This window comes from Acidocella sp. MX-AZ03, assembly GCF_027626035.1.
GTDB lineage: Bacteria > Pseudomonadota > Alphaproteobacteria > Acetobacterales > Acetobacteraceae > Acidocella > Acidocella facilis.
In genome coordinates this window covers 2,435,022-2,450,307 of the sequence record NZ_CP110774.1, presented here as the reverse complement: position 1 = coordinate 2,450,307, position 15,286 = coordinate 2,435,022, and the positions used below count along the sequence as shown (strand labels likewise).

Below are 15,286 nucleotides of genomic sequence, written 5' to 3'. Positions count from 1 at the left end.
CCCGGAAGGGGCGGCGATAGCTCAGGCTGGCATGTTCGATCACGCTTTGAGTCCGGTCGGTACGGTCGGCGGGGGTTCCGGCGGCGGGTTGGCGAGCGGGGTGTCGCGCCCGGCCGGGTCGTGCAGGAGGGCGTAGGTCATCAGGTCATGGGCGATCGGGGCGGCGGTCTGGGCGCCGTAATTGCCGTGCTCGATCAGCACCGCGATGGCGTAGCGCGGCGCGTCGGCGGGCGCGTAGGCGACGAACCAGGCATTCGGGCGCTGCTCCCATGCCATGGTCATATCATTGAAGTTTTTGGCTTTTTCGGCGGCGGTGTTGTTGTGTACCTGGGCTGTGCCGGTCTTGCCGGCCATCTGCACGTTGGGGATGGTCAGGCGTGCGCCATAGCCGGTGCCGGCGGGGTCGTTCACCACCTCGAACAGCCCCTGGCGGACCACCGCCAGATGCGCGGGGTCGACATCCAGGGTCGCCGCGCCGCCGGGCAGCGAGTCCGGCTGCAGCGTGCCGCCGATCCGCCGGGTGAGATGCGGGGTGACGGCGAGGCCGGAGGCGAGGCGGGCGATCATCGTCGCCTGCGCCATCGGGGTGAGCTGGGTGTAGCCCTGGCCGATGCCCTGCACGACGGTATTGCCCTGGGCCCAATGGATGCCGTGCCGGCGCGCCCATTCCAAAGTCGGCACCAGCCCGGCCTGGGTGTGGGGGATGTCGGAATCGAGATCCACGCCCTGGCCCATGATCGTCGCCATCGCGGCGATCCTGTCGATGCCGGTATCCAGCGCGGTTTTATAGAAAAACACGTCGCAGCTGACCTTCAGCGCGGAGACGACATTGATGTTGCCATGGGCATCGTGATTGTCGCACCAGAAGATATGGTCGCCGAGCTTGAGGAAGCCGGGGCAGTTATGGATGGTGGTCGGGGTGAGGGCGCCGCATTTCAGCGCCGCCAGCGCCACGGTGGGCTTGAAGGTGGAGCCGGGCGCGAACAGCCCCGCTGTCGCCTTGTTGAGCAGCGGGTGTTTCGGGTCCTCCATCCAGCCTTTCCAGACATCGCTGGGCACGCCTTTGTCGAACAAGGACGGATCGAAGGAGGGGGTGCTGGCCATGGCGAGGATCTCGCCATTGGTCGCATCCATCATCACCACCGCGCCGGTCTGCGCCCCCAGGCTCTGCACCGCCAGCTGCTGCAGCCCGGCATCCATGCCCAGCGCCACGGTCTGGCCCGGGGTGCCGGCATCCTGCGCCACCACGCGCATCACCTCGCCATGCACGTTGGTTTCGGTCTGCACGAAGCCGGGATCGCCGCGCAAGGAGAGGTCGTCGGCATCTTCCGCGCCGGTGCGGCCCACCCGCATGCCCGGCAGCGCCAGCACCGCATCCTGCTTCGCCTCCTGCTGGTTCGGCCGGCCGACATAGCCCACCGCATGCGCCGCCACCGGCCCCAGCGGGTAGGTGCGGCTGGCCCCTTCCTCGACGATGACGCCGGGCAGGTTCGGGGTGTTGACCTCGATCGCGGCCATGTCCGGCCAGTCCAGCCAATCCTTCAGCAGCACCGGGATATAGCCGGGATGGTCGGCGAGATCCTGGGTGATGCGGGCCTTTTCCTCGTCCGAGAGCGGCACCAGCCGGAAGAAATTCTCCAGCACCACGTCCGGCTCCGGCGCCATCGCCTTCATGAACAAGGCGCGCCAATGCTGCTGGTTGCCGGCGAGGATGGCGCCGAAGCGGTCGGTGATGATGCCGCGCTCGGGCGCCACCAGACGCTCGGAGATGGAGTTCTGCTTGGCCATCAGCGCGTATTTGCCGTGCTCGGAGACCTGCAGATGATAGAGCCGGGTGGTGATGGCGGCGAAGATCGCCGCCTGGCCGGCGCCGATCAGCAGAGCGCGGCGGGAGAAGCCGGTGCGGTTCTTGGCCTGGCGACGCATGCTTCGCTCCTTACGCCTGTTCCACCGCCGCCGGGCCGCGATGGGCGCGGATCAGGAAGGCGGCCAGCAACGGGTAGAGCCCGGCGGCCAGCAGCACCTCCAGCACCAGCGGCCCGGGCGGCAGCAGCCGTAAGGCGAGGGCGGATTCAATCGCCCAGGCCAGCCCGGCGCAGACCCCGGCCGCCAGCGTGAAGCTGGCCCAGACGATGAGAAACCGCGCCGGCACCAGCTTGCGGCGGGCGAGCAGCGTGCCCCATTGCAGCAGCAGCAACAGCACCGCCCAGACCCCGAAGGAGGAGAGGCCGAGCAGGTCCAGCAGCAACCCGCACAAGGCCACCAGCGGCGCGGGCAGGGAGCCCGGGCGGTAGAGCGACCAGAAATACACGCAGGCCATCGCATAGACCGGGCGCAGCGCCGCCTGGCCGGGAATGCCGAAGGGCATGCCGATGACGAACAGCCCGAACAGCAGCGTGACCACGGGGAATATCCAGCGCGAAATCGCGTCGATCTGGCGCCACAATTTCGTGGGCCGGCGCAGGGCGGAGCCGCGGGCCATGGCTCAGCGTTTCCGGTGATGCTTGGCGGCGCTGGCGGCGGCGGGTTTGAGATGCGGGATGGGGGTGAGGGCCGGCAGATTATCCGGATAGCTGAACAGGCGCAGCACCCGCAGCGCGTCCAGATGCGCCAGCGGCAGCACCACCGGCTGGTTCTGCGCATTGTAATGCACCACCCCACCGGCAGGCCGGGCGGGAAGGCGCCGCCCTCGGCGCTGGTGAGCACCATCGCCCCTTCCGGCGGCGGCTGGTTCGGCGACCAGTACAGCAAGGACGGGTCCGGTCCGTTGGTGCCGGCCATCAGGGCGGGCGCGCCATTGGCGCCGATCGCCACCGGGATGCGGCTATTGATGTCGTTGATCAGCAGCACCCGGGCGGAGCGGTCCCCGGCATCCACCACCCGGCCGGCGAGGCCGCGCCCATCCATCGCCACCGCGCCGATGAGGCTTTGCGGGTTGCCATTGGCCGGCGGCACCAGCACCAGCACCGAGCGGGCATAGACGCCGCCGAGATCCGCCACCACCTCGCCAGTGGCGAATTCCGGCGTCGGGGTGGGGACGAAATGCAGCGAGGCTTTCAGCGCATCATTCTGCGCCTGCAGCGCCATCGCCACCTCCTGCCATTGCAGCAGCTCGGCGTTCTGTTCGCGCAGCTGCTCGTTTTCCTGGCTCAGCGAGAAGAGATGGCCGATTTCGCCGGTGCCGTGCTCGGCCGCCTGGATCGGGCCGGAGACCAGCATATAGGCCGGCGCCAGCATGTCATCCAAGCCAGCGCGCAGCCGGTCGGAGAAATTCTGATCCGCCCGGCCGATGAGAACGCAGCCGAGCGAGACCATCAGCATCACCGGCAGGGTCAGACGCGACAGGGCTTGGCGGAGCGGGATCGATAATCTGATCACCGGAAACCTATCTGCAAAAAGAGGACAATGACCGCCTAGCCCTTACAGGCAAATGCGCGGGACGCACAGTGGGAATGCGCGGATTCAGCCAGGGCAGCGCGTTTAAAACATTAAAAATTGTGTCTGGCGGGCGGGGCAAAGGGTCCGCTGTTGTTGAAGAAACACCCGATACCGCCAAAAACTTTCGGTAGCGTTAATTTGCCGGCGGGGTCTCGCGCCGGCCGAACAGAGCGGTGCCGATGCGGATATGGGTGGCGCCGGCGGCGATGGCGGCGGCGTAATCGCCGGACATGCCCATCGAGCGCACCGCCAGCCCGTGCGCATCGGCCATCGCGGCGAGGCGCTGGAAATAAGCTGTGGGGTCGCCCTCTGCCGGCGGGATGCACATCAGCCCTTTCAGCGCATCGCCGAAACGCGCGCGCGCGGCGCGGATGAACCCATCCGCTTCGGCGGTGGGGATGCCGGATTTCTGCGCCTCGTCGCCGATATTCACCTGCACCAGCAGCTCCGGCAGGCGCCCGGCTTTTTGCGCGGCGGCGTCGATGGCATCGAGCAGGCGCGGGCGGTCCAGGCTGTCGATCGCATCGGCCAGGCGCACCGCCTGCTCGGCCTTGTTGGTCTGCAGCCCGCCAATGATATGCAGTTTCGCGCCGGGGAGCGGGAATTTTTCCGCCGCCTCCTGCACCCGGTTCTCGCCGAATATATGCAGCCCCGCCGCCAAGGCCGCCTCCACCGCGGCGCGCGGATGGGTTTTGCTGACGGCGATCAGGGTGATCTCCTCGGGATCGCGCCCGGCGGCGCGGGCGGCTTGCGCGATCTGGGCGCGGATGATTTCGAGGTTGCGGGCAATCGGGCTAATATCGGCCATGGATTCACGGTTAATCGCCTGGGGCCGCGCGGTAAAGCGGCGCGACCCGCAGGCCCAGATCCCGCCGCTCTGGTTCTTCACCGATGCCCAGCGCACGCCCGACCCGCTGGCGGTGATCGCCCGGCTGCCTTTGGGGCTGTGCGGGGTGGTGCTGCGCCATGACCAGGACCCGGACCGCGCCCGGCTGGCGCGGCGGGTGGCGAAGATTTGCCGGGCGCGGCGGCTGGCGCTGATCATCGCCGGGGATGCGCGGCTGGCGGCGTCGCTGAAGGCGGGGCTGCATCTGCGCGGCGGGGCGGGCGGGTGCGTCCGCATACCGGGCTGCGCAGCGCCTCGGCGCATGATGAGGCGCAGATTCGGCAGGCAAGGCGGGCGGATGTGGCGCTGGTCTTCATCTCACCCGTGCATCCCACCGCCAGCCATCCCGGCGCGCGCGGGTTGGGGGTGGCGGGTTGGCGTCGTCTGGCGGCACGGCTGACTCCAGTCCGCGGCAAGGCGCCGATAAAGCCTTTCGCTCTGGGGGAATGAATGGCCGCCATGCTCGGAACTTGGGGCCTGCCTGTGCCGGCGTGGGGGCAATCGACGCCTTTTTTTGAAGCAATTGGCTTGAAGTTTGACCCGGTTCGGGCTCGCCCCGGAGCGGCAGGCCAAGCGTGTCTATAAAAATACTTAAACGGTATGAATATTATATCGCGCTGCAGCGTAAGCTGCGCATAGTCGCTGGTTTTTACAGGAAAAGCGCAGGATCGAATTTAACATTAACGTCATATACATGTGGCGTGCGTGCCACACTCCCCCGAATAAGCTCAAGAACGGAAAGTCAGAGATTGCGCGGGCCGGCGGATGGCGATTTATAGGCTGCCGAGCGCATCGGCTGTCGTCAGGCTGTCGGTGCACGCTTCTGGGGCCTCACGGTCTTAAAAATTCCGCCGCACGGCGAATGATGGAGATGATTTGATGCGCAAACTGCTTCTGGCCACTGCGGCCACCATGCTCGCCACGGGCGCTGCCTTCGCCCAGCCGGCGAAAGAGGTTGCCGCTCCGGGCAGCATCGTCGTTCACCTGAACGGTTACTTCCAGTACGGCGTCGGCGCGTTCGGCTCCACCCACATGTCCGGCGGCTCGGGCACCAGCGCCTACAAGCTGAACAATGTCGGCACCAACGGCGATTTCCGCATCTATCCGGGCTTCGACGCGCAGACCACCAACGGCATCTGGTATGGTGTGCAGGCTGAAATCCGCACCACCGTCTCCTCCGCTGGCAAGTCCGCCGGCTCCAACACCACCGTTTCCGCCGGCACCGAGAGCCTGTATGTGAAGCGCGCTTATGCCTATATCGGCGCGCCGGAATACGGCTTCATCCGCGCCGGCCAGACCGACAGCGCCTGGACCCTGTCCCAGGTTGGCGCGATCGAGAGCTTCGGCGACGGCGCCGGGTTCAACTGCGATGGCGGCGCCTGCACCATGCTGCCGACCTCCCCGGGTCTGTTCATGTTCGCCGACACCTCCGGCCTCTATGCCACCAACAAGGTTGTGTATGAGTCCCCGGCCGTGGGCGTGCTCGGCGGCAAGCTGTCCGGCATCATCGGCTTCGAGCCGAACTCCAACGGCATCAAGGAAGGCAACGCCGCCAACGGCAGCACCCTGGGCGAGTCCGCGAGCTCCATCTATGGTGGCAGCAATGTCCGCCGCCGCAACACGCTGGACATGTCCGTGTCCTACGGCGAGAAGATGAACGGCTTCGACAACAAGGTCTCCGTCTCTTACCTGCACGGCGCGCCGCTGGGCATTCTGGGCGGCACCCCGACCACCGCGCCGCATGGCTATGACGAGCTGAGCGTGATGCAGGCCGGTGCGCAGACCACCTTCGCGGGTCTGACCGTTGGCGGCAACATGAAGTGGGGCCAGGTTGAAGACGGCTACGCCTTCAAGCCGAAGGGCGCGCGTAACGCTCTGGGCTATGTGGTTGGCGCGTCCTACAATGTCGGCCCGTACACGGTCGGCGCCTCCTACTTCAACCAGCAGAGCTCCGGCAACTATGTTCCGGGTTCCACCGCCGTTGCTCGCACGCTGAGCGAGTATGGCGTTGCCGCTGGCGCGAACTACCAGATCGCCAAGCCGATGGGCCTGTATCTGGAATATCTGTATGGCCACCAGCACCAGCCGACCGCGACCTCGACCGGCAACGTGCAGGAGCAGATGATCGACCTCGGCACCACCATCAAGTGGTAATCGCCTAAAGGCCGGTCCTTCTGGGCTGATCTTGAAAGGGTGGCGGGCAACCGCCACCCTTTTTGTTTGCGCGGCCGCATTCGATCTTGTGGCCGCAGCCCTTGGCGGCGCCTTGGTTGAAGGCTAAACAGCTTGCAGTTTCGGGTTTGGAGAGCAGAATTGCGGATTATTCAACGTGTCGCCGTCCCCGCCAGCCTGGCGCTCAGCCTGCTCGGGCTCAGTGCCTGCTCAGGCGGTCTGAAGACCTCCAACCCTGACGTCGCCAATTACGAGATGGGCGGCATGGGGCCGGCCGCGCCGGGCTCTGGCTCGCTGTTCACCCTCGGCAAGGGCAGCACGGGTGGCGCCGCCTCCAACACCAATATCCAGGTCAATGCCTATCTCTGGCGGGCGACGCTGGACACGCTCTCCTTCATGCCGCTGGTCTCGGCTGATCCGTTCGGCGGGTGATCATCACCGACTGGTACACGCCGCCCGGCCAGCCCGGCACCCGCTTCAAGGCGAATGCCTATATCCTCAGCAAAACCCTGACCGCGGACGCGATTCAGGTGAGCGTGTTCGAGCAGGTGCAGCAGAACGGCCAATGGGTGGACAGCCCGGCCGATCCCTCGCTCGCCAGCGGGCTGGAGGATCGCATCCTGGCCCGCGCCGCCGATCTGCAGGCGGCGGCGAAGAACACCAAGTAAAGCTTTTCGGGTACAAAAAACCCCTCCCGTCGCCGACGGGAGGGGTTTTTTGTTGGGGGCTGAGCCACGGGCATGGAGGGAAGATCATAAAAGTTTTTGGGCGTAGGCGGCCAAGGTTCCGCCGCTGCGCAGCAGCGGTGGAAAGCCGCCGGAGGGTGCAGCCCTTTTTACAAAAAGGGCTGCAAAATGTCCGGGTGGTGACGACGGCGTTGCGCACACCCCGAACACCTTTCGCCGCTTTTTTGTAAAAAAGCGGCACCAAAAAACTTTTGATTTTTTAAGCGCTCAGCTCTTGTTGCGGCGCTCACCGAGGAAATATTCCGCCACCGCGCCGGTGATCAGCGCCGTCAGCACCGCCTTGCGCGGGTCACGCCGGACGATGAAGGTGCCAAAGCGCAGCGCCAGGCTCAGCGTGCTCACCGCCTCGGTGACGAGGCTGGGCTGGCGGGCGCGCATGCGCCGCAGCACGGCGGTGAAGATGAGCGCGCAGAGCGCGCCCACCACCAGCAGCAGGACGCCGCAAATGGCGGACGCCCCCGCCATGCCGACATAATGCGCCAGCCAGATCAGCAAAGCGGCGGCCAGCAAACCCAGCCCGCCCAGCCCGGTGCCGAGCAGCACCAGGGCCATGCAGACCCAAAGCGCGGCGGATTTACCGACATAGGCAGCGCGGCGGCCGAGGCTCATCCTCTCTTAGCCGCGGCGCAGGAAGCCGGCGGCGAGCAGGCCGACGCCGAAGGCGATGGCCAGCGACGCCAGCGGGCGCTCGCTCACTTCCGTCTCCAGCTTGGCGACCGCATCCTTGCTCGTGCCCTTCAGCCGGGCGCCGAGAATTTCCAGCTCCTCCTCGATCGAGGCGACTCGCGAGGAGAGGTTGCCGCCATTCAGATAGGAGGTGATCTGCTCCAGCGCCGCATGCGCGTTCTCACCCAGCTTCTCCCCGGCATCGCCGAGTCCGACGCGGAATTTCTCGAATTCCTGTTTCAGCTGATCGATATCGATGGAAGACGGATCAATTCGTTTGGCGCACATCTCGAAACCCTCCTTTGCTCAAACCTCACGTCGTACGGCAGAGCGGCTTTTTCAACGCCGCCGCCGGCCGCATCACACGATAATTGCTGAGCATGCGCAACAAAGCTGCGCTTTGGCTTGCCTGTTAACCGCGCGGCTGGCAAGGCATGGCATGGTTTGAGTGAGAGACGGAAGGGGCGGCATGGGCTGGCTGGCATTGGCGCTGGGGTTGTTTCTGGCCTGTCCGGGGTGGCGCTGGCGCAGTTCAGCCTGTTTGAGGGCGCGCCGCATTCCCTCGCCCCGCTGGTGAAGATGGTCGCCCCGGCGTGGTCGGCATTGCCGTCACCGAGGCGTCAGGCGGCTCCGGCGCCACCCCGGCCCCGGTGCATGGCGGCAAGGCCACCCCGCCTCTGACCCAGGCCGCCGGCTCGGGATTCATCATCAGCCCGGACGGCATGATCGTCACCAACGACCATGTCATCGCCGGCGCCGCGCAGATCACCGTGACCCTGGATAATGGCGAAAAATTCACCGCCCAGTTAGTCGGCGCGGATGACCTGACGGATATCGCTGTCATTAAAATCCATCCATCCAAGCCGCTGCAACCGGCCCGTTGGGGGATTCTTCCAAGGTCCAGGTGGGGGACTGGGTGCTGGCCGCGGGCAACCCGTTCGCGCTCGGAAATTCGTTCACACTCGGCATCGTCTCGGCCGAGGGGCGGGATATCGGCGAGGGCCCGTTCAACCATTTCCTGCAGCTGGATGCGCCGATCAATCCCGGCAATTCCGGCGGCCCGGCCTTCAACATGCAGGGCGCGGTGATTGGGATAAATTCAGCAATTGTCTCGCCTTCCGGCGGATCGGTGGGGATCGGCTTCGCCATTCCCAGCAACAGCGCGGCGCCCATCGTGGCGCAGCTGATCGCCCATGGCGCGGTGGCGCGCGGCTGGCTCGGCGTCTCCGTCGCGGACCTGAGCGATGGCGGCCCGGGGGCGGTGATCACCGGGCTGGAGGCTGGTGGCCCGGCGGACAAAGCCGGGCTCAACCAGTCCGATTTGGTGGTTTCGGTGAATGGCGAGGCGATCTCCGGCGCTGACGGTTTGACGCGGATCATTGCGTCCATGCCGCCTGGGCGGAAGGTAGTCCTTGGGGTAAGGAAAAATGGACATATATTCCACTTGCCGGTCACCGTTGGGCGGCGACCGGCGCAGATAGGGGAGTAGAGATGCGGATACTCGTCGTAGAGGACGACAAGGATGTGGCGGGCTTCGTACTGAAGGGGCTGCGCGAGGCGGGACATACGGTCGAACATGCCGATAATGGGCGTGACGGGCTGTTCCTGGCCGCCTCGGAGAATTTCGACGCCATCATCCTCGACCGCATGCTGCCGGGCGGCATCGACGGTTTGCGACTGCTGGAAACATTGCGTGGGCAGGACAATACCACGCCGGTGCTGTTCCTCTCCGCGCTCGGCCAGGTCGATGACCGGGTGAAAGGCTTGAAGGCGGGCGGTGACGATTATCTCACCAAGCCCTTCGCCTTCGCCGAGCTGCTGGCGCGGGTGGAAGCGCTGACCCGGCGCGGCAAGAGCGACGGGCCGGCGACCCGGCTGCAGGTGGGCGATCTGGAGATGGATCTGCTCTCGCGCTCGGTGCGCCGTGGCCCGACCAAGATCGATCTGCAGCCGCGGGAATTCCGGCTGCTGGAATATCTGATGCGCCATGCCGGCCAGGTCGTCACCCGCACCATGCTGCTGGAAGGCGTGTGGGATTATCATTTCGACCCGCAAACCAACGTGATCGACGTGCATATCTCGCGTCTGCGTCAGAAGATCGACAAGCCGTTCCCGACCGCGCTGCTGCATACCGTCCGCAATGCGGGCTACATGCTGCGCTCCGAAGAACCCTGATCGCGGCTTGATTCAGAACCATGGCTAGATCCAGCGCTGAGCGTATCAAAAGGCAGCGCCCGGCCCGGCGCGGGCTGTGGCGCTCGGCCGGGGTGCGCTTCGCGCTGGTCTATGCCGTGGTGTTTGGTCTCTCCGCCTTCGTGCTGGCGCTGGCCCTCTGGTACTCGGCGCTGAATTTGCTGCAGCGGCAGGTTCAGGCTTCCATCCATGCGGATTTTCAGACGCTGATCGAGCATGACCAGATGGGCGGGCTGCCCTCGCTGGAAGCGGCGATCCAGGAACGGCTGGCAGGGTCGCTGACGCCGGATGGGATCTATTTGCTGAAGGGCCAGAACGGCCAGGTGCTGATGGGCAATCTGGACCAGTGGCCGGCGGGGATGAGCCAGGATAATGCCTGGTATCAGCTCTCGGTGCGCCGCCAGGGTGTGGCCTCCATCGCGCTGTTGCAGATGCAGAAAATGCCCGACGGGTCCAGCCTGCTGGTCGGCCGGGATGTGCGGATGCGCACCAAGCTGCGCAATGTGCTGCGGGCCGGGCTGATCTGGGCGCTGAGCCTGATGATCGCGCTCGGCATTCTCGGCGCGGTGCTGATCCGCTCGCTGTTCCAGCGCACCATTCGCGCCATTTCCGTCACCACCGGCGCGATTGCGCGCGGCGACATCACGCGGCGGGTGCCGGTGACCGGGGTGGGCGACGAGTTCGACGAGCTGGCGGTGACGATCAACGATATGCTGGACCGCATCGCCCGGCTGATGGATGGGGTGCGCCAGGTTTCCAACGCCATCGCGCATGATCTGCGCACGCCGGTGACGCGGGCGCGCGCACGGCTGGAGGATGCGGCCTTGCACGCGCGCAGCGCCGAGGAGATGCAGGCGGCGATCGACCGGGCGACCGAGGATCTGGATGGCATCGTCGCGGTGTTCGAGGCGCTGTTGCGGATTTCCGAGATCGAGGCCGGGGCGCGGCGCGCGGCGTTCGCGTCGCTGGATCTTGCCCCGGTGCTGCTGGATCTGGACGAGCTGTACCGGGCGGTGGCGGAGGAGCGGGAGATCACGCTGGAGACCGAGATCGACGCGCCGCTGATGGTGTTTGGCGATCGCGAGCTGATGCAGCAGGCGGTGGTCAATCTGCTCGACAATGCCTTGAAATTTTCCCCGCCGGGCAGCTCGATCCGGTTCAGCGCGCGGCTGGCGCACGGGGCGGTGCAGATCGTCGTCGCGGATCGCGGGCCGGGGATCGCGGAGGCGGACCGCAAGCGCGCCACCGAGCGGTTTTTCCGCGCCGAGGCGGCGCGCAGCACGGCGGGTTCGGGGCTGGGGCTGTCGCTGGTGTCGGCGGTGGCGCAGCTGCATAATGGCACGCTGCATCTGCAGGATAACGAGCCTGGCTTGCGCGCGGTGATCTGCCTGCCGGCGGATATAAGCCCGGATTAGGAGCAAAAGTTTTTGGGGTTGAAGGGGAGTTTTTTCAAAAACTCCCCTTCGTGACAAAGGCCGGATCGCCCCTTTAGGGGGGCGTCCGGCCTTTGTCCTTTCGCCGCTTTTTTGAAAAAAAGCGGCACCAAAAAACTTATGCAAATTTCAGTTAGGCGACTTTGTCTTCCGCGGCACCTATGCCCAGCTGTTTGAGCTTGCGATGCAGCGCGCTGCGCTCCATGCCGACGAAATTCGCCGTGCGCGAAATATTTCCGCCAAAGCGCAAAAGCTGCGCCTGCAGATATTGCGTCTCGAACACATCCCGCGCCTCGCGCAGCGGCAGCGCCATCACATCCGCCGCCGGGTCGATCGCCAAGGCGCGTGGCGCGTGCGCGGCCAATTCGGTGGGCAGATGCTCGGCATGGAACAGCTCGCCCGGCTCGCTCGAGCGCATGATCATCAGCCAATCCATCACATTGCGCAGCTGGCGGACATTGCCTGGCCAGTCATGCGCCTGCAAAGCCGCCACCGCGTCCGAGGCCAGGCTGCGCACCGGCAGGCCGGAAATCTCCGCCGCATGGCGCAGGAAATGGTTGGCCAGGGCGGGAATATCCTCGCGCCGTTCCTTCAGCGCCGGCACCCGCAGCGGCACCACGGCGAGACGGTAATAGAGATCCTCCCGGAACCGCCCCTCGGCGATTTCCGCGGTCAGATCCTTCGCCGTGCTGGCCAAGGCGCGGATATCCACCTTCACCCTGGTATTACCGCCAACCCGCTCGAAGCTCTGGTCCTGCAGCACGCGGGCGATCTTGCTCTGCATCTCCAGCGGCAGCTCGGAGACCTCGTCCAGCAGCAGCGTGCCGCCATGGGCGCGCTCCAGCACGCCGAGCTTGCGCGGCGCCTCGGCGGTGGCCTCGGTGCCGAATAATTCCGCCTCGAATGTCTCCGGAGCCAGAATCGCGCAATTCATCACCACGAAAGGCCCATCCGCCCGGCGGGATTTGGCGTGGATCATCCGCGCCACGATCTCCTTACCCGAGCCGGGCGGGCCGGAGATCAGCACGCGCGAGCCGGTGGGGGCCACTTTCTCGATGGCGTTGCGCAAGGAGGCGATGCCGTTGCCCTCGCCGGTCAGCTTGGTGTCGCTGCCCACGCGCAGCCGCAGCTCGGCATTCTCCCGCTCCAGCTTGGCGGCTTCCAAAGCGCGCTTGACCACCAGCAGCAGACGGTCCGAATTGAACGGCTTCTCGATGAAATCATAGGCGCCGCGCTGAATCGCCGCCACCGCGGTCTCGATGGTGCCGTGGCCGGAGAACATGATGACGGGCACGCGCGGCACCTCCTGGTGCAGCACGTCGAGAATGCCGATCCCGTCCAGCTTGGAGCCCTGCAGCCACACATCCAGGATGACGAGTGCTGGGCGCCGGGCGCGATACGCCGCCAGCGCCTCGTCCGAGGTGCCGGCGCTGCGCGCCTCATAGCCTTCATCCTTCAAAATCGCTTCGACCAACATCCGGATATCCGGCTCGTCATCCACGATCAAAATTTCAGTCATCCTGCAGGCAACTCCCTCGCATCCTCTACGGCGGCGCCCTCCGGCAGCACCGGCAAAATCAACGACACCTCAGCCCCGACGCCGCCCGGTGCCTCGCGCAATGCCAGCCGTCCGCCATGGTCCTCCATGATCTTGGCGACGATGGCAAGGCCAAGCCCGGTGCCTTTCGGCTTATGCGTCACGTAAGGCTCGGTCAGCCGGTCGCGCCCGGCTTCCGGCAGCCCCACCCCGTCATCGGTGACGCTGAGCACCGCCATGCCGTTTTCCTCGCGCAGCCGCAGTGTCACATGGCTGGCACCGGGGCGCATCTCCACCGCATCGGCGGCGTTCTGCAGCAAATTGGTCAGCGCCTGGCCGATCAGCCGGCGGTCGCATTTGGCGCGCAACGGCGCCTCGATCTCGACCTGCCAGTCAATGTCCCGCTTCGCCACACGTTGCAGCACCATCGCCTCGCGCGCCAGCCGCTCCAGGCTCTCCGCGCGCATCACCGGCTGCGGCATCCGCGCGAAGGCGGAGAATTCATCCACCATCCGGCCGATATCGCCGACATGCCGGACGATGGTCTCGGCGCATTGGGTGAAGCTTTCCGGATCAGAGGTGATCTCCTTGGCGAAGCGGCGTTTCAGCCGCTCGGCGGAGAGCTGGATCGGGGTCAGCGGATTCTTGATTTCGTGCGCGATGCGCCGCGCCACATCGGCCCAGGCGGCCTTGCGCTGGGCGGACATCAGCTCCGTCACGTCATCGAAGGTCACGATGAACCCATCCGCCACGCCTTCCTTCATCTCCGCGCCGATGCGCACCAGCAGCACCCGCTTGGCTGAGCCCTGCCCATGCTCGATCTGCGCCGTCGCCGGGCGCTCGGGGTGGCGCTCACCTGCGCGATCAGAGCAGCGAATTCAGGCACCAACAAGGCAAGATACTGGCCGACCTGCGGTGTCAGGTCGAGCCGTAGCAGCTCGGAGGCGGCACGGTTGGCCAGCTCCATGCGCCCGGCGGCATCCAGCCCGATGACGCCGGCGGAGACACCGGCCAGCACGGTCTCGGTGAAGCGCCGCCGCTCATCGAGCTGGTTGTTGACATCCATCAGCTCGGAATGCTGGGCGGCGAGCTGAGTGGTCATGCGGTTGAAGGCGCGCGAGAGCCCTTCCATCTCGTCGCCGGTGGCGCGCTCGGGCACGCGCACATCCAGATCCCCTGGCGCACGCTCTCGGCGGCGCGGATCAGATGGCCGAGCGGCTTGGCGATCTGGTTGGCGATGACGAGGCCGAATCCGACCAGGGCGGAGAGCACCAGCAGGGTGAGCACCGCGATGATCAGCGCGAAGGAGATCTCCAGCTGCGCCCGGTTCTTCGCCAGGCGCTGATATTCCTCCACCGCCTGCTGGGTGCGGTTGACGTGATCCAGGATCGCCGGGTCCACCGGCTTTTCCAGCATCAGCATCAAAGGCGGGGTGATGTCGAGCTTGATCACCGCCTGCTCGGCGGTGCTGCCCGGCGGGCTGATCACCGGCACCTGCCCGGCATTGGCCTGGGCGATCACGGCGCGGTCCGGCACGGTATTGACCATGCCGGCGAACAGCCCGGCGGAGGCGATGACCTGGCCGCTGCGCGGATCGAAAATCTCCGCCTCGGTCAGGCCGCGAATGGTGGTCTGGCTGACCAGATAATTGGCAAACTCGTTGGGGTTGCCGAAAAACACCGAGCCGGAGAGATCGTTGGCCATGGCCAGCGCATCCAGCCGGATATCGTTCTCATGCTCGGTCAGGTAGCCCTGGGCGACCTGGTTGCTCTCGGCCAGGGCGGTTTGCACCCTGGTGTTGAACCAGGCCTGGACACCGAAATTGAAGAAGACGATGGCGAAGATGGCGACCAGCACGGCCGGCACCGCGGCCACGCCGCCGAACAGGAACACCAGCCGCACATGCAGCCTGGCCCCGGCGGCGCCGCGCCGATGCTCCAGCATCACCCGCGTCACCCGCCCGGCCAGCACCAGGATCAGCAGCAGCAGGGCGGCGAAATCCGAGACCATCAGCGCCAGCGCGCCGCCGGAATGCAGCGAGAGATGCACCCTTCCTGCCAGCAGCCCGAAGGTGAGGATGCCCAGCACCAGCGCCACCGAGGCGACCAGCAGGGTGGAGACGCGCCCCAGCATCAGATCCACCGCCCAGGTGAGACCCGAGCGGCGGGGGCGTTTTTCAGCGATGTCCTTGGCCCCGCTCATCCAACACGGCGCT

At 66.0% G+C, this 15,286-nt stretch carries 14 protein-coding genes and 3 pseudogenes; 8 read left to right on the top strand and 9 right to left on the bottom strand.

The genetic code is table 11. The features are described from left to right. Positions 1-39: 39 nt before the first annotated feature. From mrdA to GT370_RS13560, 4 genes and pseudogenes are all read right to left on the bottom strand, one after another. Positions 40-1,926, bottom strand: a complete 1,887-nt coding sequence (gene mrdA / locus GT370_RS13575; protein WP_008494088.1) for a penicillin-binding protein 2 — start codon at positions 1,924-1,926, stop codon at positions 40-42. Between the two features lie 10 nt (positions 1,927-1,936). Continuing rightward, complete coding sequence (mreD, locus tag GT370_RS13570; protein WP_008494089.1) at positions 1,937-2,482, bottom strand: rod shape-determining protein MreD; 546 nt, start codon at positions 2,480-2,482, stop codon at positions 1,937-1,939. Between the two features lie 3 nt (positions 2,483-2,485). After that, complete coding sequence (locus GT370_RS13565; protein ID WP_270183221.1) at positions 2,486-2,656, bottom strand: hypothetical protein; 171 nt, start codon at positions 2,654-2,656, stop codon at positions 2,486-2,488. Positions 2,657-2,700: 44 nt separating this feature from the next. Continuing rightward, positions 2,701-2,907 (bottom strand): annotated as a pseudogene (locus GT370_RS13560) (rod shape-determining protein MreC); the annotation flags it as partial. 135 nt (positions 2,908-3,042) lie between these two features. Here GT370_RS13560 and GT370_RS13555 point away from each other — a divergent pair. Continuing rightward, positions 3,043-3,369 (top strand): hypothetical protein, encoded by a 327-nt coding sequence (locus GT370_RS13555; protein WP_270183220.1) that lies wholly within the window; start codon positions 3,043-3,045, stop codon positions 3,367-3,369. A 202-nt stretch (positions 3,370-3,571) separates the two neighbouring features. Here the strand turns inward: GT370_RS13555 and GT370_RS13550 are convergent, their stop codons facing one another. Continuing rightward, positions 3,572-4,246, bottom strand: coding sequence for a YggS family pyridoxal phosphate-dependent enzyme (locus tag GT370_RS13550; RefSeq protein WP_008494092.1), 675 nt, complete (start codon positions 4,244-4,246; stop codon positions 3,572-3,574). Between GT370_RS13550 and GT370_RS20970 the strand changes: the two genes are divergently transcribed. The 3 genes and pseudogenes from GT370_RS20970 (at position 4,245) to GT370_RS13530 (ending at position 7,164) form a co-directional block, all read left to right on the top strand. Further along, positions 4,245-4,724 carry a thiamine phosphate synthase gene (locus GT370_RS20970; RefSeq protein ID WP_333489954.1) on the top strand — a complete coding sequence of 160 codons (480 nt, stop codon included), beginning with the start codon at positions 4,245-4,247 and terminating at the stop codon, positions 4,722-4,724. The two genes, GT370_RS13550 and GT370_RS20970, sit on opposite strands and share 2 nt — an antisense overlap. A 479-nt stretch (positions 4,725-5,203) precedes the next feature. After that, on the top strand, positions 5,204-6,478 hold the full coding sequence (locus tag GT370_RS13535; protein ID WP_008494094.1) for a porin: 1,275 nt from the start codon (positions 5,204-5,206) through the stop codon (positions 6,476-6,478). 273 nt (positions 6,479-6,751) lie between these two features. Continuing rightward, a pseudogene (locus tag GT370_RS13530) lies at positions 6,752-7,164 on the top strand (DUF3576 domain-containing protein). Positions 7,165-7,449: 285 nt separating this feature from the next. Here GT370_RS13530 and GT370_RS13525 read toward each other — a convergent pair. Both GT370_RS13525 and GT370_RS13520 read right to left on the bottom strand, forming a co-directional pair. Then, positions 7,450-7,851, bottom strand: coding sequence for a hypothetical protein (locus tag GT370_RS13525; protein ID WP_008494096.1), 402 nt, complete (start codon positions 7,849-7,851; stop codon positions 7,450-7,452). Positions 7,852-7,857: 6 nt separating this feature from the next. Next, positions 7,858-8,196, bottom strand: a complete 339-nt coding sequence (locus GT370_RS13520) for a hypothetical protein (RefSeq protein ID WP_008494097.1) — start codon at positions 8,194-8,196, stop codon at positions 7,858-7,860. A gap of 156 nt (positions 8,197-8,352) precedes the next feature. On the opposite strand from GT370_RS13520, the gene GT370_RS13515 reads away from it, so the two are divergent. The 4 genes from GT370_RS13515 to GT370_RS13500 all read left to right on the top strand — a co-directional run bounded on the left by GT370_RS13515 (position 8,353) and on the right by GT370_RS13500 (position 11,516). Then, on the top strand, positions 8,353-8,589 hold the full coding sequence (locus tag GT370_RS13515) for a hypothetical protein (RefSeq protein WP_270183218.1): 237 nt from the start codon (positions 8,353-8,355) through the stop codon (positions 8,587-8,589). Between the two features lie 175 nt (positions 8,590-8,764). Next, positions 8,765-9,397: a S1C family serine protease gene (locus GT370_RS13510; RefSeq protein ID WP_333490080.1), complete on the top strand. Its 633-nt coding sequence runs from the start codon at positions 8,765-8,767 to the stop codon at positions 9,395-9,397. A 2-nt stretch (positions 9,398-9,399) separates the two neighbouring features. Continuing rightward, complete coding sequence (locus GT370_RS13505; protein WP_008494101.1) at positions 9,400-10,083, top strand: winged helix-turn-helix domain-containing protein; 684 nt, start codon at positions 9,400-9,402, stop codon at positions 10,081-10,083. 20 nt (positions 10,084-10,103) lie between these two features. Beyond that, entirely contained in the window at positions 10,104-11,516 is a 1,413-nt protein-coding gene (locus tag GT370_RS13500) for a sensor histidine kinase (protein WP_144052734.1), read from the top strand. Positions 11,517-11,667: 151 nt separating this feature from the next. On the opposite strand, the gene ntrX is transcribed toward GT370_RS13500, so the two are convergent. Both ntrX and GT370_RS13490 read right to left on the bottom strand, forming a co-directional pair. After that, positions 11,668-13,053: a nitrogen assimilation response regulator NtrX gene (ntrX, locus tag GT370_RS13495; protein WP_008494103.1), complete on the bottom strand. Its 1,386-nt coding sequence runs from the start codon at positions 13,051-13,053 to the stop codon at positions 11,668-11,670. Next, positions 13,050-15,273: pseudogene (locus tag GT370_RS13490) on the bottom strand (ATP-binding protein). The gene ntrX and the pseudogene GT370_RS13490 overlap by 4 nt, the downstream one beginning before the upstream one ends. Between the last annotated feature and the right edge of the window lie 13 nt (positions 15,274-15,286).